Here is an 18,329-nt window from a genome sequence, read left to right on the forward strand (position 1 = left end):
CATCCTCAGATCCCTTTTATGGAAAAATCAATTTGGGTGAACCCTATCCGTCTTCTTAAGAACCTAACGTTTTCTCCAATTTTGTACATAACTCCCCCAAATTTCTGATTCGGAAAGTGCTATTCCATATTCAACCGTTAGGATTTTCAATCTTATGAAAAGACACTTTCCGAATACTTGAAATCCAAAGCAATAAACAACCACATACCTTGATTTATCAACGTTTCTCTGAATTATCGTTGTAGTTTCTATGACAAATCTTCAGATTCTCTATGACATTAGTACGTCCTGCGTGTGACAACATCACGTATTACCCACAGATATGAAGCCACTTAGATCTTGTAAGCCTTCATCGCTTTTCTGATCTCTTTAATACTAGGGCGTTTACCGTACATCAATACGCCCGTGCGATAGATCTTGGCAGCCAACCATCCAAAGATGAACGTGGTAACAAGCAGGATGGCTAATGACACAATAACTTGCCAGATCGCTACTTCACCAACACCAATTCGGAGCAGCATGGTCAATGGAGAGGTGAACGGCACATAACTCGCTACCTTAACCAGTAGAGTATCCGGATTGGAGATACTGAATAGTGGAACATAGAATGCTACGAAGCCTAACATCATAATTGGCATAACCGCTTGGCCAAGATCCTCTGTACGGCTGACAATCGAACCTACAGCTGCATACATCAAGGCATAGAGGAAATAACCTAGTATATAAAGAACAATCCCATAAAGCAATAAGTTAATATTAAGCTGGCCTAAATCCAGGTCTAAATCTTTCAAAATCGTTGCATTATGCGGAAGCTTGAGATTGACGACAACCGCTGCGACAATGACGCCAATTTGTAATAATCCTACCAAGAAGACACCGATAACTTTACCGAACATTTGCGCTAAAGGCGACGCACTTGTAATCAGAATCTCCATGATCCGTGAGCTCTTCTCCGAAGTAATCTCAGCTGCGATCATATTACCGGTCATCATGATAGACATGAAGAACAGCATAAGCATGGCGTACACAATGACGTAATTAATAGCTGGAGTGGATTCCTGCGACGCATCTTTATCTCCCGCAGTCCCGTCAGGGTTTAGCTGCTGAGTTGCTATCTGCACCGGTGTTGACATAGCAGCAATCTGCTCCTGCGTCAGCTTGTCGCCAACGACGAACTGGGTGTTGGCCTGCTGAAGGGCATTTTGGAGATAGATTTGTACATCGCCCTTCAATTCACCATTTTCACTATGATAAGTAACGGGTGGAAGTCCTGCACCAGTCGGTTCTGCAAAAGTAACATACCCTTCTACAGTCCCTTCATCTAAAGCTTTCTTTAGCTCCGCATCATCGGCAGAAGTATATTGCACAACTTTTGCCTGCGGCATTCCTTCAGGTGAAGTATATGCCTTCAACAATTCTGCAGCCTGATTTCCATCTTCCGCAATCACAGCAATTTGAGTCTCTGCGTTTGTTGTAGAATCACCCTTAAACTGATCGATGATGTACGGAAGATTCATCCCAATGCTGAGCAGCAACACTAGAATTAACGTAGTAATCATGAATGATTTCGTTCTTACTTTATTTTTAAAGGTAAAGCCAATAATTGTCCCCATCTTATTCATGAGATTCACCCACCGCTCTGATAAAGATTTGATTTAACGTCGGTTCCTTAATTTCAAAATGCTCCACTTCACCCTGCGCCATAGCCTGCTGTAGAATACGTTGTGCTGCGCCGATCTCACTGATCGACAACAGATAACCTCGCTCCTGTCGCTGTACTGCTGTTACACCTGTGATTGATTCTAGACCGGTCACTTCGTTATCCGTACGCAACAATACTTGTTCACGAGGATACCCACTCTTAATCGTACGAATATCGCCCTGCACGACAGTATTGGAACGATCCAAAATCGTAATATTGCGGCAAAGTTCTTCAACATGCTCCATGCGGTGAGTAGAGAATAGGATACTCGTTCCTTGCTCACGCAATTCTTTTACCGTATCTTTCAGTAGTTCCACGTTAACAGGGTCCAAACCACTGAAGGCTTCATCAAGGATGAGAATTTGCGGCTTATGAACGACTGCAGCGATAAAGCCCATTTTCTGCTGATTCCCTTTGGAGAGCTCTTCGATCTTCTTATTGTAATAATCCGGAACCTCAAACCGATCAAGCCAATAGCGAAGGCTCTTATCTGCATCACTAGCTGACATCCCGCGCAGACGTGCCAAGTAAACGATTTGATCGCTTACCTTTATCTTTGGATATAATCCTCTTTCTTCGGGAAGATAGCCCATGATTTGCTGAAGTTCGCTGTTATACGGCTTTCCATTATACAAAATATTCCCACCATCAGGGTAAATCAGGCCAAGCACCATGCGCATTGTGGTTGTTTTTCCTGCACCATTTGCCCCCAGTAATCCGTAAATTTCCCCCTTGCCTACCGTTAGATTAATTCCGTTTACAGCGGTTTTTTCTCCATATTGCTTCATTACACTTTCCAGCTTTAAGGCTTCCATTTCTCTAGTCCCCTCTCTTGTGATCAATCAGGATAGGACGGTGTCCCTGTGTCCATAAACTCAATATTTCATCCAATTCTAAACTGCGACTCTTGATAACCTTTACGCCCAAGTCCTGAATGCGTTTCTCGTTCTTAGAAAATTGTTCTATGATAAAAGAAGCTACACCCGGTGTATCCATGGTAAAGTGTATAGCTCCAGGTAATTCCTCTGATAACTCAGCAAGCTCCTCTTCATCTGCAACCTGTACCCACACCTCAGTCCAAGTACCGAATAAACTGTCTTTCTCGGCCATACCCAGCAGTTCACCTCTATGCATAAGCACGATGTAATCGGCCAACCGCCGCACCTCTTCCACAATGTGTGTGGAGATGATGATCGTAGCGTTGTTCTCATCCATATATTTAAGAAGCGTCTCGATCATAATCTTCCAGGCAAAGGGATCAAGACCTGATGAAGGTTCATCCAATAGCAGCAGACTTGGGCGTGATGCAAGCGCTGCGGCAATTTCGAATTTCCGACGTTCACCCTTAGACATCTTAGAAAGCCTCATATGATATGGAACCTCAAAGCGATCCATTAGATCCTGAAAATACGACTCATCCCAGTTCGGATACCAATGCTGTCGAAATTGAGCTGCCTCTTCTGCATTCCAGTGGTTCTCCTCAGTAATCGATGTCTCAGGAACATAGGCAACGGTCTGCCGCAGCTCCAGAGGCAACCCGCTATCATACCTGTTCTCAAACCAATATATCTCGCCTTCCTCTGGATTGGTCAGCTGCATCAGTAGATTCAGCAGCGTGCTTTTGCCAGATCCATTCTGACCTACCAAGGCTGTAATATATCCTTTAGGCAGATTAATGGTCAGCGGTCCTATCGTCTTGTTTCGCCGCTGTTTAAGTACATTCCGCAATTCTATAGCCATCTGTACCATATAAGTATGCGCCCCCCTTTCATTCCTTTTCTCTATACTTGCGTTCTACAATCTCCATAAAAATCTGCTCAAGTTCATCCTTGCTGCAATGTATCGATCGGCCGATATCCACAGCACTTTCAAGTGCTTTGCCTACCGTGCCTCGTTTGTATTCTTCCATTGCTCCGTCGCCTACGTGGGATACAAAGGTACCTGTTCCTTGTCTCGTTCGCAGCAAACCTTCGTTCTCCAGATCCTGATATACGCGCCGCACTGTAATCACACTGCATTTCAGGTCTCCTGCGAACTCACGAATCGAGGGCAGTAGCGTACCTTCTGTAATGACTCCGCTAATGATTAATGATCTAAGCTGAGTCTCTATTTGATGATAGAGGGGCTCTGCACTATTTTCGTTGATTTGTACCGGTATCCACATTATTTACACCTCGCCTTCCACTCTAGCGTGCTAGAGCGCAGTCCTTGCCATTCCGATTTTTCATACGAGATTACGACTCTTCAGTCGATGTATAGTCCATTTAGAGAATAACTGCACAGATATTGTCCCCAGCAGAAGTGACCCCCACATGATCGGAGATAACAGCCCCCACTCCTTGGAAATGGAGATGCTATACAAGAACAAGTTGCCTCCCCCTAACAAAACTAGGAACGATATTCCCCAAGATACCACTACGATTAGTACTGTAAGCGCTAGATATGCTTTACCGCTAAATAGATATTCAATGAAAATGTATAGTCCAGAAACAATAAGTCCTACGCCGATCCAAGTTATAGCAAAAGCAATAAACGAGGGTAACGCCAGCTCTTTTCGGAAATTCTCACCGAGCAAGTAGACAATACCGAAGAACAACGTACCATTTAGCGCAAAGGAGCCTATCGCCTGAAACTTTCTCCGAGTTAAAACCACAGTGATAGGAATCGGTAAGGATCGCAAGTAAGCCAACATTCTGGTGTAGGAGTCCTCACTCCAATATTTCATGGAACGGCGGGAGAATGAAAATCCCAATAATGGTATAAAAGAAAGGAATAAAAAATCCGCTATCATTGTCCGATCTTGATCAGCTAGTACGTCATTTGTTACCAAACTAGTCATTCCTGCCAGATAACCCACAAAAATAATCGTAGTCACGAACGTTCCTAATACTTTTAATTTGTCTCCTCTAAAATCAGAGCGAATGATAAACCACGAATCCCTTATTGTTCTCATTAATGCTAACCTCGCTTTACAATGTCCTCAGCGTCTTGCCGAAGTAGGTGTTCATATCCCTGTGCTTACTGTATATATCTATATACACAGTATATGTCCTTAATTTACCACTGTCAATCCTGTAAATGGAAAATATTCAAGGTCATTAGGAGGCACACTCTTCTCCCCCTTTGGAGAAGGCTTGGCACGCATGGGATGCTGATCATTATTAGGATTAACTAATCAGAGGATTAAGTAGTGCTTGTGTGGAGAGGTTGTAGGTGTTTGAAGGACGCGGAGTGAGGTCAGCCTTATTGTTGCTTCGCCAATGTGTTGTAGATGTAGGGTGCGGGGACTGTTGCTCCTCGGTGGGAGTGACTGAGGGTTGGGAGCGTCTGCTCGGTGGGAGTGACCACTCAATGGATGCGAAGGCTCGGCGTGCGCTATTGCTGAGTGGATTTGATCGCTCGGTGGGTGTAACTGCTAGTAGAATCAACAATTAGGGAAAATCTCCCTCAAATCACTTGGATTTAGCCTGAAATCATCGTTTTTAGGGAATTCCTCCCTATAAATCAAACCATTTCTACGTTTTAGAGCTAAAACGGTTAAAATACAGGGAGAAATTCCCTGATTTTCGTTTTAAGGCTCAAAAATTATCGTTTTTCAGGGATGTTTTCCCTCAAATAAGCAAATAGAATACTTCACATCACGTACTATTCAGATCACGAGTGATTTCACAGTACAATTTCACGATTTCAGCACTCCCCCAACTCCATAAACTAAAATAAGCCCGTCATCTATCATCCCTATTTAGGAACAAGCAGATGCACAGGCTTATTTCAATACTATTCACATAAAATCACATGTTAATCTCACGCATATATACATGCTCTTTTCTCACGCCAATCACATGCTCTATTCACGCAACTATCTTACGCGCCCAAAATAACTTCCCACACCGGCTTGGTGTGTCCACCTGGATACAGAACATAAAGCAACACATACACCATAACACCAGTAATCGCAGTAATGAACCAGATTATAGAAGTCACTCTGCCCCACTTACGGTGCTTGGAGTACTTCGCCTTAAATCCAAGAGTTAACGTAGTAAGTCCGAATACCGCAGCTACCGTTGCCAGCACGATATGAAAGATTAGAAACACTTGATAAATTGTCTTCAGTTCATCCGGACCGCCCCATGAGGTATTTCCCACGAACAACGTTCTGGACACGTAAACAATAAAAAACAGGATCGCGGCGATAGCGGCAGCAATCATCGTCTTCTTGTGCGCTTCGCGTTTGCCCTTAATGATGAGCCACCAGCCAATAGCTACGAGCACTGCGCTGAGCGCGATGAATGAAGTACTAATGGTTGGAAACAGTGTGAAAATATCCATGATTCTCCCCCTTGGCAGTCTACCAGTTATGCACGGGTCAAGGTGCTCTCCTCAAGCGTTGAGGATGGCGTCGATAATTCATCGCCCTCTTGTCCGTTCTCTTTTTTATACCAATGATAGAACACATAAGCAAGCATAGAGGCAAAAATAAATTCCTGAATGAACTTCATCGCGATGCCTCCCACTTGCTGATCTACCTTTGGTGACATCAATTCAAAGAACGCAGGACCACCAAAATTCTGAAGTAAGGCAGAAGGATCACCCGAAATGCAATAGCCCATGGCAAGTGCCCAAGTCTCTGGATCACTGTAAGTGGCATAGAGCGGTTGATCTGCAAAAATAATTAGTCCACAGGCCGGGGTCAGCAATACCATGTTTAGAAAAATAAACCCAATCTTGCCCAGTCCACTCGCCATTCGTCGCTCCGGTAGCGGATTGATCAATGTCCACCACATTAAGGCAGCTGTTAGGAACAAAACAATATAATAGATTCTGTGAACGGTAAAATGCAGCATCACATAATCATGGATAACAGGAATATGGTACAAGGAAAATAATCCATTAAACATTAGAGCAGCTACCACCGGTCGAGCTAAAAAAGACAGCCGCCGAAATGGATTTACTTTCAATATACTACGCCAGATAAAATCTGGAATCCCCAACATAATCAGCGGCACCGCCACTAGGTATGACAAGGCCATACTGACCATGTGGAAGGAAAACATCATATGCCCTAATAGACTAACGGGGCCCCCTTGTGCCAGATAAAGTGCAAGCATACCGCACACAAATAGTATTCTTCGCCAGAACGGAACCGGAACTGAATCGGCATAACGTCCAGCAATCGGACCAATCCAAACGAAGTAACCCGCCGTCAGCAGCAGCATAACCGCCAAAAAAAGCGGGCTCCATAGTTCTGCAAAGCTAAAATATTGTAATCCTAGCATAACCCTAACCCCCTAACGCAGGATCTATCGAAACATCAAAAAGAGGGGGCATCTCAGCCCACCTCTTTCTTTATTGTCCGTTAATTCCACCAAACCCAGTACAGCGACATAATAATACAGGTACCGGCGGCAAAAAAACCACCCAGCATGAAGATAATCGGTATTAGATGTCCTTTATCTTTCAGGTGCATCCAGAAGCCCATCTGTACAATGACCTGAATGACTGCCATCACCAGTAGTAGAATAATCGCAAAGGTGGCATTCACACCTCCAGCCGCAACAGCGGCGAAAGCAATTAAGGTCAAGACAATGGACAGTATAAAGACAACAATATGCCTCTGTGGCCCTTCATGCCGATGACGATGTTTATACCCGTCGTTCTCTGGCAGATGCTGATCTGTCGTCATAGTGTCTAGCCCACCTTTCCAAGTAGGTATACAACCGTAAAGATGAAGACCCAAACTACATCAATAAAATGCCAGTACATGGCTGACACATACACTTTTGGTGCAGTAACTACGGTCAATCCTTTACGCATGAGTTGCCCAATCAGGATGGAGATCCACGCAATCCCGAAAGCTACGTGCGCACCGTGGAACCCTACTAATGTATAGAATGCCGAACTAAATGCACTTGTAGTCATTCCGAAGTCTTCATGTCTCACATATTGAGTAAACTCATAGATCTCCAGAATCAGGAAGCCAAGCCCTAAGACTACAGTTACCAAAAGCCAGTTACGAAGCACAGCCGGACGGTTCCTATGCATCGCTTGGATAGCGAATACACTCGTCAGACTGCTTACCAAAAGAATGAATGTTGCAGCAGCTACAAGCGGCAGGTGAAACAGTTCATTCGCCGATGGCCCCTCATTCGTCTGATTACGCAATGCGAGGAACGTTGCGAACAACGTGCCGAACAATACCGCTTCCCCAGCTAGAAACAACCAAAAGGCAAGAACCTTGTTTCGTCCTTCGAGCGTAGCTTTTTCCGGCTCGTGAGGAAATTCTTCCTTAGAAGCTTCTGCATGTGCCGTTGTCATGTCCGCTCACTTCCTTCCAGCTCTTCAGGTTCAATATGCCAACCATGATCATCATACAGCGAACGCAACAGCATAGATCCAAACGTAATGATAAGACCGATGGCTGTAACGATATAATTATTAAACATAAAGCTCATAAAGGCGTTGCCGAAGTCATCCCGACTAAACATAAAGCCAAGTCCAGCGATGAAAATCCCAACAGACATAGTGAACGGCAATATGGTTGCAGACGGCATATGAATCGAACCGACCGGTTCAGCCGGAGTCATACCTTTATTTCCTGCCATTTTTTCTTTCCAGAATGCATCAATTCCACGGATAAGTGGGGTTTGCTTGAAGTTATATTCTGGCGGTGGCGAAGGAATCGTCCATTCTAGTGTACGTCCATCCTCCCACGGATCATCAGCTGCATCCATTGGCTTTCTTGAAGTTAGGAAGACATTGACTAAGAAAATAATCGTACCGACTGCCATCAGCCCAGCACCAATTGTACTGACTAAATTCAGCAAATCGAATTGCTGATTCGGCAAATACGTGAATACTCGGCGCTGCATCCCCATAAGCCCAAGGAAATGCTGTACAAAGAATGTCAGATGGAATCCGATGATAAACGTCCAGAAGGTCCATTTGCCCAGCTTTTCACTTAGCATCCGACCAAACATCTTCGGCCACCAGTAATGCAGACCTGCAAACAGGCCAAGCACCAAGCCGCCCACAATAACGTAGTGAAAATGCGCTACAACAAAATACGTATCATGGAACTGAAAGTCAGCAGGCGCAGAAGCCAGCATGACGCCGGTGACGCCACCCATCGTAAAGGTAGGAATGAATCCTGCCGCGAACAGGTTCGGTGTCGTGAAACGCACTTGCCCGCCCCACATCGTGAACAACCAGTTAAAAATCTTGATTCCTGTCGGAACCGCAATCAGCATCGTCGATACAGAGAACAACGCGTTAGCCACCGGCCCAAGTCCGGTAGTGAACATATGGTGAGCCCAAACCATGAAGCCCAAGAAGGCAATCAAAATGGTAGCAAATACCATCGAGCTATACCCGAACAGTCGCTTCCGTGAAAAAGTCGGGATGACCTCCGATATAATTCCGAAGGCAGGCAGAATGAGGATATATACTTCCGGATGACCAAATATCCAGAAGATATGTTGCCAGAGCACCGGATTACCCCCAGCCCCAACCACGAAGAAATTGGCTCCAAGAATCCGGTCGAATGTCAGCAGTACTAAACCTACTGTAACTGCTGGAAATGCAAACAAAATAATTGCGGAAGTAATAAATGTAGTCCAAGCAAACATCGGCATCCGCATGTAGGTCATTCCCGGCGCGCGCATCGTAATGATCGTGGCTAGAAAGTTAATCCCCCCGATAAGGGTACCTAATCCGGCAATTTGAAGTCCAATTGTATAAAAGTCTACACCGTGTGTAGTGCTGTATGTACTTGATGAAAGTGGGGTGTAGGCGGTCCAACCGGCATCAGGAGCGCCACCCATTACCCAGCTGAGATTCAGTAGAATCCCGCCGAACAGGAAGGTCCAGAAGCCAAGTGCATTTAGAAAAGGAAAGGCTACGTCACGTGCACCGATTTGTAGTGGAATGACGGCATTCATTAGTGCGAAGATGACTGGCATGACGCCGAGGAAGATCATCGTCGTACCATGCATAGTTATGAGTTCATTAAACGTTTGTGCATCCAAAAAGTCATTCATGGGCTTGATGAGTTGCCAGCGAATAAGAAGTGCTTCAATTCCGCCGATGCCAAAAAATAACCCTCCGGCCCATAGGTACAAAACTGCGATTTTTTTGTGATCGACGGTTGTTAGCCAATCCATAAGTCCTGTATGGCGCTTCACACTGTGGCCATGCCCCAGAGGCTTGGATGAATTCAAGGTATGCGCTGCTTGAGCCAAAGTTCGTACCCCCTTTTTCGAAAGTTCCGCCCGCCTTTAGGCTAAGGCATTAGTCCAGCTTATAGTTGGCCAGATACTCAGCAATGCCATCAATCTCCGCATCACTTAGGCCTAGATCTTTGGGGTTAGGCATCAGATTGCCCGGTTTTACGGATTGTGGATCATGCAGCCAAGTTTTGAGATTCTCCTCAATTGGCGCACCATCTTCCCTCGTGTCATCGTTGAGTAGGATCCCTGCAATCGACTCCCGAGAACCAATTCCGGTCAAGTTCGGCGCATTATTAATCCCTTGATCACCTACAGCGTGGCAAGTCAGACACGCCGCTTTGAACTTCTCAGCTAAAGCAGGATCCTCTGGCAGCACAGCTACGGGTGCTTTCATCGAATCTATCCACTTCTGAAAATCTTGTTCACTAACCGATTTCACCTTAAACTCCATGAATCCATGAGACGGTCCGCATAGCTCCGCACATTTGCCACGGTAAACGCCTTCATTAGGTGCACTGAAGCTGAAGCGGTTAATCGTTCCGGCTGGGTTAGTGTCGATTTTACCGGAAAGGGAAGGGACCCAGAAGGAGTGCAGCACGTCTTTAGTCTCCAGTTCAAAAGCAATATCCTTGCCCACTGGAATAATCAGATCCTGCGCTGTAGTCACCTTGTAATCGGTATACTCAAACTCCCACCAATATTGGTGGCCGGTTACTTTAACCTTGATCGCGTCCTTATCATTGGCATGATCATCTCCTGCGGCGAACACTGCTTTCACCGTTGGAACTGCCAGTACCACTACGAGGATAAGCGGAATGACCGTCCAGAGAATCTCAAGCTTAATGCTACCCTCAACCTGCTCAGGGATTTCATTCTGACCCGGCTTTCGACGGAAACGGATCAGTACATAAGCTGCAATCGTAAAGACAATCAGCAACACGACGATCATAATACTGATCGACAGCTCCATTAATCCGTAAGACATTTCCGCCTGAGGTCCCTGCGGTCTGAGCACTGACAAGTCCTCACGGCCGCACCCGGCAAGAAAGAGTCCAAACATAGCGGTCATGGGAAGGAGTCGCTTTACAGCCTGCCACGTTTTCATCATTGATCTACCCCGCTTTTCCCGATTTCGTAGGTTCCTGTTTTTTTCTGTCAATTATAACAATCACTATTAATATAAGTTTAAGGGAAAGTTTTGTCAATCGTTCACAACTAGTTCACATTGTAATTTTCGACATAATAATCCCTTGTCCCATCTGCATTCATGCGATTTTTTTGAAAACGCAATCAAATAAAAAATGATCATTAAAGCGCATTCATTGTGAAATGTGTCTATTAATTCATTTGACTATTTTATGAGAGATAATATTTCTTATTCATAAATGTACATACAAAAAAAACCGATTCCTGCAACAAACGTTGCTCGGGCACGGTTTATAAGAATCCTCGTGGATGTTATTACTCAAAATGATGTCAAAAGTAAGTGACACTCGTATCTGTTAGCTAGGAGACCGATGAGTTCATCTTTACCAGCTCATGCTCCACGACCATGGTCAGTTCTTCTTCATAGCCTCCGGTAATCCGATATTTTCGGACGTACTCCTTTACGAATTTCTTGGGATCTTTGGGCCGGAAAATGCGTGTCATTTCCCGTAAACTTTCCTTGACTTCGTTATGACCTTTACTTGCCATGATCAGTTCCCTCCCAAAACATTGAAAATGAATGCTCCGTTGTAGAGAATGCATGATGAAAAGTACGCCGTAACCTCGAATGCAAGTGAAGTAACCATTACACATACGTGGCTTGCATTATCCGCCAAAACGTAAAATTCAAAGCTTCAAAGCCTTGAGATACTAGTTCGCCGGTGAAGCAGGTTCGTCGTGATTTGGGCTGAGAGTAAGGACGCCTGTTGAACGAAAGCTCCTTGACACTTTTATTACCCGAAGAGCCACTTACTGAATCACCCCTTTCGGGCCTTATCGTTATATTGTATCATATTCGGGTCCAACTTCCACCTTTCCTTGTAAAATGTGCTAATTGGAAAATTTTTATTTTTTATTATGCTCTTCGTAAGTCATATTGCTCGTGTCGGGTTAAAATACAATATGCTCTATAGCAGGCCACACCTAGCACTTACCACAGCAGGAAAAGGAGATCTCTATGGGCCAACCTACACCATTACTGACTTCATCTTATAACGTAGTTCCCGCAATGACTACCGCGCTACCTGAGGAAACTGCAACGTGCCGGGAGGGTCTTGAACAAGCTCATTACGCTATTCAGAAAGAATACCAAAAGATGCATAGTATGCTTATTGTTCGGCATGGCAAACTCATCTTTGAACGTTATTACGGCAACCATCATGCCGGGGCATTAAATGATCTTCGATCTGCAACTAAAAGTTTTATCGGTGCAATTACCGGAATCGCTATCGATCGGGGAGATATCCCTGATATTAATGTCTCGGTTTCCAAGGTACTTCGTAAACACGTTCCATACTTACATTCCCCTCATTTATCAACAATCACTCTCCGTCATCTGCTCACCATGACTTCCGGATTTAGTTGGATCACGGGCAAGAAGCTAGGTGAGCCTTTCGTCCGGAACCTGCACCGCAGTCGCCGCTGGGGATCCTTTGCCCTTAGTATGAACATTATCCCGGAACATATCGGTCAATTTCAGTACCGTAGTATCGACTCACATCTGATTTCGATGATCCTTAGTGAATCTACAGGTTTCGATGCATTCACCTATGCTGCTGAGCATTTATTTAGCCCCCTCCGAATGGCTCACACCGCTTGGTTACCGAGTCCCGAAGGACACAGTATGGGACATATTGGTCTGTACTTGAACTCAAGAGATATGGCTAAATTCGGTATCTGTCTGCTTAATAACGGTGTATTTGCGAACCAGCAGATCATTCCGAAGCATTGGCTACAAGAAGCACTCACCGCACAGACTACGGGATATCCGGCTTTTGGAGATTACGGATATCAGTTCTGGATGGGTACGATGAGTGGCCAACCCTACAAGCTTGCCCACGGTCATGGCGGACAGCAAATCCTTCTCCTACCCAAGTTAGATGCGGTTGTGGTCTTTACAGCAGAGAGTAAGACAAACAATTGGAAGAGCCCCCGCAAGCTGTTGGAAAAGTATATTATACCCACAATGAGCTAAACATACTTTTTCCTGACAAGTCATAGGCTTTTAAGGAAGAAGGAGTAGCGAACTACCCCCCTTCTTCTCCAAGTAGAAGGAGAGTGAGCCCTTTGTCCCCTTTCAAATCATCCACCGGATTGCCCGATAATATTGCGGGCGCGCTGTGCTATTTTTTCCCTTTTATCGGCGGCGTGGTCTTTCTCGCTCTGGAGAAACACAACCGCTTCGTGCTGTTCCACGCGTTGCAATCACTGCTTACGTTCGGCGTGCTGATGATTCTCCATGTTCTAACCGGATTTATCCCTTTTCTCGGTTCCCTGTTGAGTGCAATCCTTTCTCTTTGCAGCTTTGCTATATGGCTACTTATGATCTATCAGGCTTTAAGCAGCAGATGGTATAAACTTCCTTGGGTTGGGGATATCGCAGAAAGTCAGATTAGGCATCTATAAACACCGATGAACTAACACCTCTTATCGCTGAAAAGTATTCCCTTTTGCCCATTCACTCCTTACAATGGAAAGACGGGCATCAACGGAATTCTACAGGCTGGAGGAATTTAAATGTATCTATTCATCATAAACCCACGTTCCGGCGGGGGTGCAGGCGGGCGGACCTGGCATACTGTAGAGACGCTCATGAAAGAGCGGATGCTGCCATATATGACCTTGTTTACGCATAGTGCAGAGGGTGCAGAAGCCCTCCTTCTAAATACACTTAAACACCGCGAGGATTGGAAAGCCGCGATTGTAATCGGCGGTGATGGCACGCTGCACAGCATTTTGGGTGCCCTTCGTGGCAAAGACATTCCCATGGCAATCATCCCTGCTGGCTCCGGTAACGACTCTGCACGCGGCTTCGGCATTCCACTTTCGACAGAAGCCGCGCTGGAAGCTGCACTTAGCGAACGGTATATCGAAGCCGATCTGATCTCAGGCGCAAACGGACTGACTTTAACAGCCGTTGCCAACGGCTTTGATGCTCAGGTGGCCGAGAATGTGAATGCCAGCCGTTACAAACGGCTGTGCAATGCCATTGGCGCAGGCCAACTGGCTTATATCATCGGCATATTGCATACGCTGATGACGTTTAAGCCATGCCGGGTGAGTGTTGCGTGCGACGGGACGGAGCACGTCTTTGAGAAGGCATGGCTGGTCTCGGTCTGCAACCTGCCCAGCTACGGCGGCGGGCTCTTGATCTGCCCGCAGGCGAAGGCCGATGACGGCCAGCTCGACGTCTGCGTCGTGCACGAGTGCAGCCGCGGGCAACTGCTGCGGCTGTTCCCAACGGTACTGAAGGGCAAGCATGTAGCGTTGCCCTTCGTGTCGATGCTGCGTGGACGTAGCGTAGCCGTCAACTTCGCAGAGGCCCGGCCGGCGATCGGCGATGGCGAGAGCTTCGGCAAAGGGCCGCTTGCCGTGCGCTGCGAGCCAGGGTCGCTGCGGGTGCTTTCGCCGCTGGCGGCGGTTAGCGCGCAGCGCCGCGCCGATCCTGCAGCGGCATGCGGTAGCAACGGGTAAGCATACCTGTGCATCACAAAAAAAACAGCAAGAGACAGGCTTATAAACCTGTCTCTTGCTGTTTTAATGTTAACTTCGTCCGAATCTACACTAAAGAGTCTTAGCTAAGCAGCCCTTCCTCTTCTTCCACGAAAGAGATTCTTCCGTCCTCCAGTGAAGCGATCCGCACGAGTGATTCTACTCGGTAACCAGCTTCCTGCAGTAACCGATTTCCTGGCTGGAACGCTTTTTCGATCACGATACCAATCCCAACCACACTTCCTCCTGCCTGCTCAACAATACGAGCAAGTCCGAAGGCGGCTTCGCCATTCGCCAAGAAATCATCGACAATCAGAACTCGCTCACCCGGAGCAATAAACTTCTTGGAAACGGTAATTTCATTCGTTTCTTTCTTCGTGAAGGAGTAAACCTTTTCTACATAAATATCCTCTGTCAGCGTCAACGATTTCTGCTTACGGGCAAAAATCAGCGGAACCTCCAGCTCTAATGCCGTCATAATCCCCGGAGCAATTCCCGAAGACTCAATCGTCAGTACCTTCGTAATCTCTTCGCCGGAAAAACGGCGGGTAAACTCACGGCCAACCTCACGCATTAGAAAGGGGTCCATCTGATGATTCAGAAAAGAATCCACTTTGAGCACGCCTTGCCCGAGTACAATACCTTCTTTTAAAACTTTTTGTCTCAACAGCTCCATTGTGCTTCTCCTTCTCCCATCAATGAATCCTTTCTCCCCACTTTATAGACCTGTCGGTTTCTGTGGTAATAAATTTCCAACAATAGATTTTAAGTTATGATCATCTTTGCTCTTTTCTTGCCCGTTATCATAACCCGTAATTCGAATCTCCAAGAAATCGCCCGGATTTACCGGCTTGAAGATCAATTTCTCGCGATCTTCCAGTCTCACGTTAAATTTCATGTCCTTGAACATTTCAACTAGCTCTGCTTCTCCGGGAATTGCTCCCTTATCCAGAAACAGCAGTCCACGCAATTTCTTAGGACCATCCTCATGCACTACTTCAAAATGTACGATACATTCCATGCTTTTCACCTCCCTGTAATAGCTACTGCGCCTGTTCTTCCCCATCATCAACTGGATCATGCATCACATATTTACTGTTAATTTTGCTGTAACGTTCACCATAACGTTCTTCTAATTCTGCGCCCATATCCTGCTCCAGCTCGAACAGTACCATTTCCTGCGCAAAATGATTCAATAGCAGATCTACTAACACCGGGTGCTCGGTTACAACCGCTTGCGCTGATCCATCTTCATAGCGCATCCCGAGCATACACCAGCTCCGATCGATCACAAATGAGAACTTCCGTCCATCTGTTCGCTTTGAATCTCTTCCGAGAGGCGGCCATACCGGATAGGTGGCAGGAGCAGCATTGCCACCGTCAAACGCCCATAGGAGTCTAACGCCACGCAGCTCCGCCTGTTCAAGCTCACTCCGCAGAAGTGACGCTTCCTCGCGCCACATATCCACTACGATCTCCTGCTCAGCCATATTAAGTTGGCGAATAAGTGCGCCCAATACATTGCGGTCACCTTCCACGTTATAAAACGAAGGGCTAACAGGTCCACCGCGAGGCATCTCACTTTCCATATAAGCCAGTGAAGCTTGAACCCGTCCCGAGATCATGGTCGCAAGCTCCTCTGGATTGAGTACACTGTACCGCGCAGGTTCTCCTTCGCCACATCGTACATATCCCTGCTGCGTAAGGCGTTGTAACGCCGCATACACATTCGATCTTGAAACTCCGAGCTGTTTGGCAACCTCATAGCCAGAAGCCTGACCCTTTGTGGCAAGCTCTACCATAATTTTGGACTCCATCTCCGTGAAGCCCAGATTGCGCAGGTGCAGCAGCAGCTGTTCCATCTTGTTGTCCCCCTAAGCTGACTGAAATCCGTTCTATATTTGCTCTGATCCACATCGCGGACACCATAAGGAGCCCTTAGGTAGTTCGTTCCGACAGATTTGACACTGGATCATATCTCGTACACCATTGTCCTCAGTGACTGCAGATTCCTCCTGATGCTCATTCTTATGCCATTCGCCAAAGCGACGGTCTAGTTCAAGTTGTCTTTTTCTTTCCCGTTCCAGCTGCTCGGCTTGTTTACGTTCCCGCTCAATATCTTGCTCGCTCGTCTTATATTCTTCAAGTGGCCGCTCATCATCCGGATGCTGAACTTCAGCATATACGATACTCTGCGGGTGCAGCTTCATTGCAATTTCTTTCTCTTCATCCGTAAGCTCATCTTCGCCATAATATTGATCTTCATCATCTTCATTCACAGATTGAACAAATACCGGTGCAGAAGGCACCCTTCTCGAAGCGGACAATGGCTCCAGCTTACTTCCGCATTTCGGACAAAAGTTTGCATCAAGCGCCACAATATGACCACATGAACATAAACGCTCATTTTTCAGTTCAGCAATTCGTGTCCGCAGGACCTCGATTTTTTCCTGAAGTTTGGAACAGTTACGGGACAGCTCCACCATTTTACCTTCAGCTACCGACATATCCTTTGAACGATATCCTTCATAAAAAAGTCTGCCCATTTTCGTAAATTCAACTTCCATCTCTTGTTCAACATCGGAAATAAGTCCGTTCAGCTTGCCGATCTCTACTGAGTTTTGGGCTTTTTCGGTAACCCGGCTCGCGCTATCTTTAATTTTTTTGATAAAACTCATTACAGTTCCTCCCTCTCCAGCGATACGTGTTTCTATCATACCAAATGTATCGAGTAGATTCATTAATGTGCTTTAATACGCGATTTAGAGGAGAATGTTCCTATAAAATCCATACTAATTGATTTAAGCCACTTCACTCTTACACTTATGGATTATATTTCCTGAATTTGAATGTAATTTTGCGTCAGGGGTTCTACATCGGTTAAAATAGAATTATCACAAATAATGAAATCGGGAGAGTTTCAGTGGAAGAACATGAGAGCACACAGCTTACGCTTAGTCAGCTACAGGTACACGTAAAGGATCTGCAACAGTGGCAAGGTAACAGCAACGAGGATTTCGCCAAACTGGTTAACGAGTTCGAAGCCTTACCGGCACTCTATCGCCATGCGTTAAATGATCTTCAGAATAAAATTGATGTGATCAAGACGGAATGGCAATCCCGCGACGGCTTCAGTCCCATCGAACATGTCAAATGTAGGATCAAAGAACCAAAGAGCATTCTTCAAAAGATGGAACGCAAAGGCTACGGTTTCAGCTTGGAAAATATGGAGCAATACATTCACGATATTGCCGGAATGCGGATTGTATGTGCCTTCGTTAAAGATATATACCGTTTAGTTGATCATCTTAGTACACGCGAAGACATCCGCGTGCTTGAGATTAAAGATTATATAGCTCATCCTAAACCAAATGGTTATCAAAGCCTTCATCTTATAGTCGGTATCCCACTGGTCCTGCTGGAAGGAACACGCTGGATCAAGGCTGAGATCCAGCTGCGCACTCTTGCTATGGATTTTTGGGCAAGCATGGAACATATTCTGTATTATAAATTCGATAAACAGTTGCCTTCGCATGTCGCTGACGAACTGAAAGAAGCCGCGCGCGCCGCTGACGAACTAGATCAAAAAATGCTGCGTCTTCGCCGCGAAATTCTAGAGCTTTCAGAAGGAGAATCGCCTCCTGCTGGGCAGCATTAGAATAACTAACCAGAAACTCTGTCAGATAATTAGGCAAAAAAAGAGG

At 45.9% G+C, this 18,329-nt stretch carries 21 protein-coding genes; 5 read left to right on the top strand and 16 right to left on the bottom strand.

The window, feature by feature from the left end; translation table 11 throughout:
* Positions 1 to 332: 332 nt before the first annotated feature.
* From L1028_RS12855 to L1028_RS12875, 5 genes are read right to left on the bottom strand one after another with little or no spacing between them, the layout of a single operon-like run.
* Complete coding sequence (locus L1028_RS12855) at positions 333 to 1,622, bottom strand: ABC transporter permease (protein ID WP_234534372.1); 1,290 nt, start codon at positions 1,620 to 1,622, stop codon at positions 333 to 335.
* Positions 1,615 to 2,517: an ABC transporter ATP-binding protein gene (locus L1028_RS12860; protein WP_234534374.1), complete on the bottom strand. Its 903-nt coding sequence runs from the start codon at positions 2,515 to 2,517 to the stop codon at positions 1,615 to 1,617. Before L1028_RS12860 ends, L1028_RS12855 begins: the two co-directional genes overlap by 8 nt.
* A 4-nt stretch (positions 2,518 to 2,521) precedes the next feature.
* On the bottom strand, positions 2,522 to 3,451 hold the full coding sequence (locus L1028_RS12865; RefSeq protein ID WP_234534375.1) for an ATP-binding cassette domain-containing protein: 930 nt from the start codon (positions 3,449 to 3,451) through the stop codon (positions 2,522 to 2,524).
* A 19-nt stretch (positions 3,452 to 3,470) separates the two neighbouring features.
* Entirely contained in the window at positions 3,471 to 3,866 is a 396-nt protein-coding gene (locus L1028_RS12870; RefSeq protein WP_234534379.1) for a GntR family transcriptional regulator, read from the bottom strand.
* A gap of 60 nt (positions 3,867 to 3,926) precedes the next feature.
* The gene (locus L1028_RS12875) at positions 3,927 to 4,655 is read right to left on the bottom strand and encodes a hypothetical protein (RefSeq protein WP_234534380.1); all 729 of its coding nucleotides are present in this window, start codon (positions 4,653 to 4,655) and stop codon (positions 3,927 to 3,929) included.
* Between the two features lie 260 nt (positions 4,656 to 4,915).
* Here L1028_RS12875 and L1028_RS12880 point away from each other — a divergent pair, with 260 nt between their 5' ends.
* Positions 4,916 to 5,137: a hypothetical protein gene (locus L1028_RS12880; protein ID WP_234534382.1), complete on the top strand. Its 222-nt coding sequence runs from the start codon at positions 4,916 to 4,918 to the stop codon at positions 5,135 to 5,137.
* Positions 5,138 to 5,566: 429 nt separating this feature from the next.
* On the opposite strand, the gene L1028_RS12885 is transcribed toward L1028_RS12880, so the two are convergent.
* From L1028_RS12885 to L1028_RS12915, 7 genes are all read right to left on the bottom strand, one after another.
* Positions 5,567 to 6,031, bottom strand: coding sequence for a DUF420 domain-containing protein (locus L1028_RS12885; RefSeq protein WP_060626772.1), 465 nt, complete (start codon positions 6,029 to 6,031; stop codon positions 5,567 to 5,569).
* Between the two features lie 26 nt (positions 6,032 to 6,057).
* On the bottom strand, positions 6,058 to 6,978 hold the full coding sequence (gene ctaG, locus L1028_RS12890; protein WP_234534384.1) for a cytochrome c oxidase assembly factor CtaG: 921 nt from the start codon (positions 6,976 to 6,978) through the stop codon (positions 6,058 to 6,060).
* An 80-nt stretch (positions 6,979 to 7,058) separates the two neighbouring features.
* Positions 7,059 to 7,385, bottom strand: coding sequence for a cytochrome C oxidase subunit IV family protein (locus L1028_RS12895; protein WP_234534387.1), 327 nt, complete (start codon positions 7,383 to 7,385; stop codon positions 7,059 to 7,061).
* Positions 7,386 to 7,390: 5 nt separating this feature from the next.
* Complete coding sequence (locus L1028_RS12900) at positions 7,391 to 8,017, bottom strand: cytochrome (ubi)quinol oxidase subunit III (RefSeq protein ID WP_234534389.1); 627 nt, start codon at positions 8,015 to 8,017, stop codon at positions 7,391 to 7,393.
* Positions 8,014 to 9,861: a cytochrome c oxidase subunit I gene (gene ctaD, locus L1028_RS12905; RefSeq protein WP_234534435.1), complete on the bottom strand. Its 1,848-nt coding sequence runs from the start codon at positions 9,859 to 9,861 to the stop codon at positions 8,014 to 8,016. The genes L1028_RS12900 and ctaD overlap by 4 nt, the downstream gene beginning before the upstream one ends.
* Positions 9,862 to 9,988: 127 nt before the next feature.
* On the bottom strand, positions 9,989 to 11,035 hold the full coding sequence (gene coxB / locus L1028_RS12910; protein ID WP_042123804.1) for a cytochrome c oxidase subunit II: 1,047 nt from the start codon (positions 11,033 to 11,035) through the stop codon (positions 9,989 to 9,991).
* Between the two features lie 398 nt (positions 11,036 to 11,433).
* On the bottom strand, positions 11,434 to 11,622 hold the full coding sequence (locus L1028_RS12915; RefSeq protein ID WP_042123803.1) for a hypothetical protein: 189 nt from the start codon (positions 11,620 to 11,622) through the stop codon (positions 11,434 to 11,436).
* 469 nt (positions 11,623 to 12,091) lie between these two features.
* On the opposite strand from L1028_RS12915, the gene L1028_RS12920 reads away from it, so the two are divergent.
* The 3 genes from L1028_RS12920 to L1028_RS12930 all read left to right on the top strand — a co-directional run bounded on the left by L1028_RS12920 (position 12,092) and on the right by L1028_RS12930 (position 14,607).
* Positions 12,092 to 13,108: a serine hydrolase domain-containing protein gene (locus L1028_RS12920; protein ID WP_234534391.1), complete on the top strand. Its 1,017-nt coding sequence runs from the start codon at positions 12,092 to 12,094 to the stop codon at positions 13,106 to 13,108.
* Between the two features lie 92 nt (positions 13,109 to 13,200).
* Positions 13,201 to 13,539, top strand: coding sequence for a DUF4870 domain-containing protein (locus L1028_RS12925; protein ID WP_234534393.1), 339 nt, complete (start codon positions 13,201 to 13,203; stop codon positions 13,537 to 13,539).
* A 111-nt stretch (positions 13,540 to 13,650) separates the two neighbouring features.
* Positions 13,651 to 14,607 (top strand): diacylglycerol/lipid kinase family protein, encoded by a 957-nt coding sequence (locus L1028_RS12930; protein ID WP_234534395.1) that lies wholly within the window; start codon positions 13,651 to 13,653, stop codon positions 14,605 to 14,607.
* A gap of 100 nt (positions 14,608 to 14,707) precedes the next feature.
* Here the strand turns inward: L1028_RS12930 and L1028_RS12935 are convergent, their stop codons facing one another.
* The 4 genes from L1028_RS12935 to L1028_RS12950 are packed head-to-tail and all read right to left on the bottom strand — an operon-like array spanning position 14,708 to position 17,303.
* Positions 14,708 to 15,301 carry a xanthine phosphoribosyltransferase gene (locus tag L1028_RS12935; protein ID WP_042123794.1) on the bottom strand — a complete coding sequence of 198 codons (594 nt, stop codon included), beginning with the start codon at positions 15,299 to 15,301 and terminating at the stop codon, positions 14,708 to 14,710.
* Positions 15,302 to 15,343: 42 nt separating this feature from the next.
* Entirely contained in the window at positions 15,344 to 15,646 is a 303-nt protein-coding gene (locus tag L1028_RS12940; RefSeq protein ID WP_234534397.1) for a hypothetical protein, read from the bottom strand.
* 22 nt (positions 15,647 to 15,668) lie between these two features.
* Complete coding sequence (locus L1028_RS12945; RefSeq protein WP_234534400.1) at positions 15,669 to 16,487, bottom strand: TrmB family transcriptional regulator; 819 nt, start codon at positions 16,485 to 16,487, stop codon at positions 15,669 to 15,671.
* Positions 16,488 to 16,520: 33 nt separating this feature from the next.
* Complete coding sequence (locus tag L1028_RS12950) at positions 16,521 to 17,303, bottom strand: zinc ribbon domain-containing protein (protein ID WP_234534401.1); 783 nt, start codon at positions 17,301 to 17,303, stop codon at positions 16,521 to 16,523.
* 305 nt (positions 17,304 to 17,608) lie between these two features.
* Between L1028_RS12950 and L1028_RS12955 the strand changes: the two genes are divergently transcribed.
* Positions 17,609 to 18,283 (top strand): GTP pyrophosphokinase, encoded by a 675-nt coding sequence (locus tag L1028_RS12955; RefSeq protein WP_234534437.1) that lies wholly within the window; start codon positions 17,609 to 17,611, stop codon positions 18,281 to 18,283.
* The last annotated feature ends 46 nt before the right edge of the window (positions 18,284 to 18,329 follow it).

The organism is Paenibacillus pseudetheri (assembly GCF_924513355.1).
Taxonomy (GTDB): domain Bacteria; phylum Bacillota; class Bacilli; order Paenibacillales; family Paenibacillaceae; genus Paenibacillus_AQ; species Paenibacillus_AQ pseudetheri.

What these genes read in the sequence shown, in the direction of transcription:
- L1028_RS12855 (WP_234534372.1), bottom strand. Translation starts at nt 1,622, where the DNA reads ATGAATAAGATGGGGACAATTATTGGCTTTACCTTTAAAAATAAAGTA.
- L1028_RS12860 (WP_234534374.1), bottom strand. Translation starts at nt 2,517, where the DNA reads ATGGAAGCCTTAAAGCTGGAAAGTGTAATGAAGCAATATGGAGAAAAA.
- L1028_RS12865 (WP_234534375.1), bottom strand. Translation starts at nt 3,451, where the DNA reads ATGGTACAGATGGCTATAGAATTGCGGAATGTACTTAAACAGCGGCGA.
- L1028_RS12870 (WP_234534379.1), bottom strand. Translation starts at nt 3,866, where the DNA reads ATGTGGATACCGGTACAAATCAACGAAAATAGTGCAGAGCCCCTCTAT.
- L1028_RS12875 (WP_234534380.1), bottom strand. Translation starts at nt 4,655, where the DNA reads ATGAGAACAATAAGGGATTCGTGGTTTATCATTCGCTCTGATTTTAGA.
- L1028_RS12885 (WP_060626772.1), bottom strand. Translation starts at nt 6,031, where the DNA reads ATGGATATTTTCACACTGTTTCCAACCATTAGTACTTCATTCATCGCG.
- ctaG (WP_234534384.1), bottom strand. Translation starts at nt 6,978, where the DNA reads ATGCTAGGATTACAATATTTTAGCTTTGCAGAACTATGGAGCCCGCTT.
- L1028_RS12895 (WP_234534387.1), bottom strand. Translation starts at nt 7,385, where the DNA reads ATGACGACAGATCAGCATCTGCCAGAGAACGACGGGTATAAACATCGT.
- L1028_RS12900 (WP_234534389.1), bottom strand. Translation starts at nt 8,017, where the DNA reads ATGACAACGGCACATGCAGAAGCTTCTAAGGAAGAATTTCCTCACGAG.
- ctaD (WP_234534435.1), bottom strand. Translation starts at nt 9,861, where the DNA reads ATGGATTGGCTAACAACCGTCGATCACAAAAAAATCGCAGTTTTGTAC.
- coxB (WP_042123804.1), bottom strand. Translation starts at nt 11,035, where the DNA reads ATGATGAAAACGTGGCAGGCTGTAAAGCGACTCCTTCCCATGACCGCT.
- L1028_RS12915 (WP_042123803.1), bottom strand. Translation starts at nt 11,622, where the DNA reads ATGGCAAGTAAAGGTCATAACGAAGTCAAGGAAAGTTTACGGGAAATG.
- L1028_RS12920 (WP_234534391.1), top strand. Translation starts at nt 12,092, where the DNA reads ATGGGCCAACCTACACCATTACTGACTTCATCTTATAACGTAGTTCCC.
- L1028_RS12930 (WP_234534395.1), top strand. Translation starts at nt 13,651, where the DNA reads ATGTATCTATTCATCATAAACCCACGTTCCGGCGGGGGTGCAGGCGGG.
- L1028_RS12935 (WP_042123794.1), bottom strand. Translation starts at nt 15,301, where the DNA reads ATGGAGCTGTTGAGACAAAAAGTTTTAAAAGAAGGTATTGTACTCGGG.
- L1028_RS12940 (WP_234534397.1), bottom strand. Translation starts at nt 15,646, where the DNA reads ATGGAATGTATCGTACATTTTGAAGTAGTGCATGAGGATGGTCCTAAG.
- L1028_RS12945 (WP_234534400.1), bottom strand. Translation starts at nt 16,487, where the DNA reads ATGGAACAGCTGCTGCTGCACCTGCGCAATCTGGGCTTCACGGAGATG.
- L1028_RS12950 (WP_234534401.1), bottom strand. Translation starts at nt 17,303, where the DNA reads ATGAGTTTTATCAAAAAAATTAAAGATAGCGCGAGCCGGGTTACCGAA.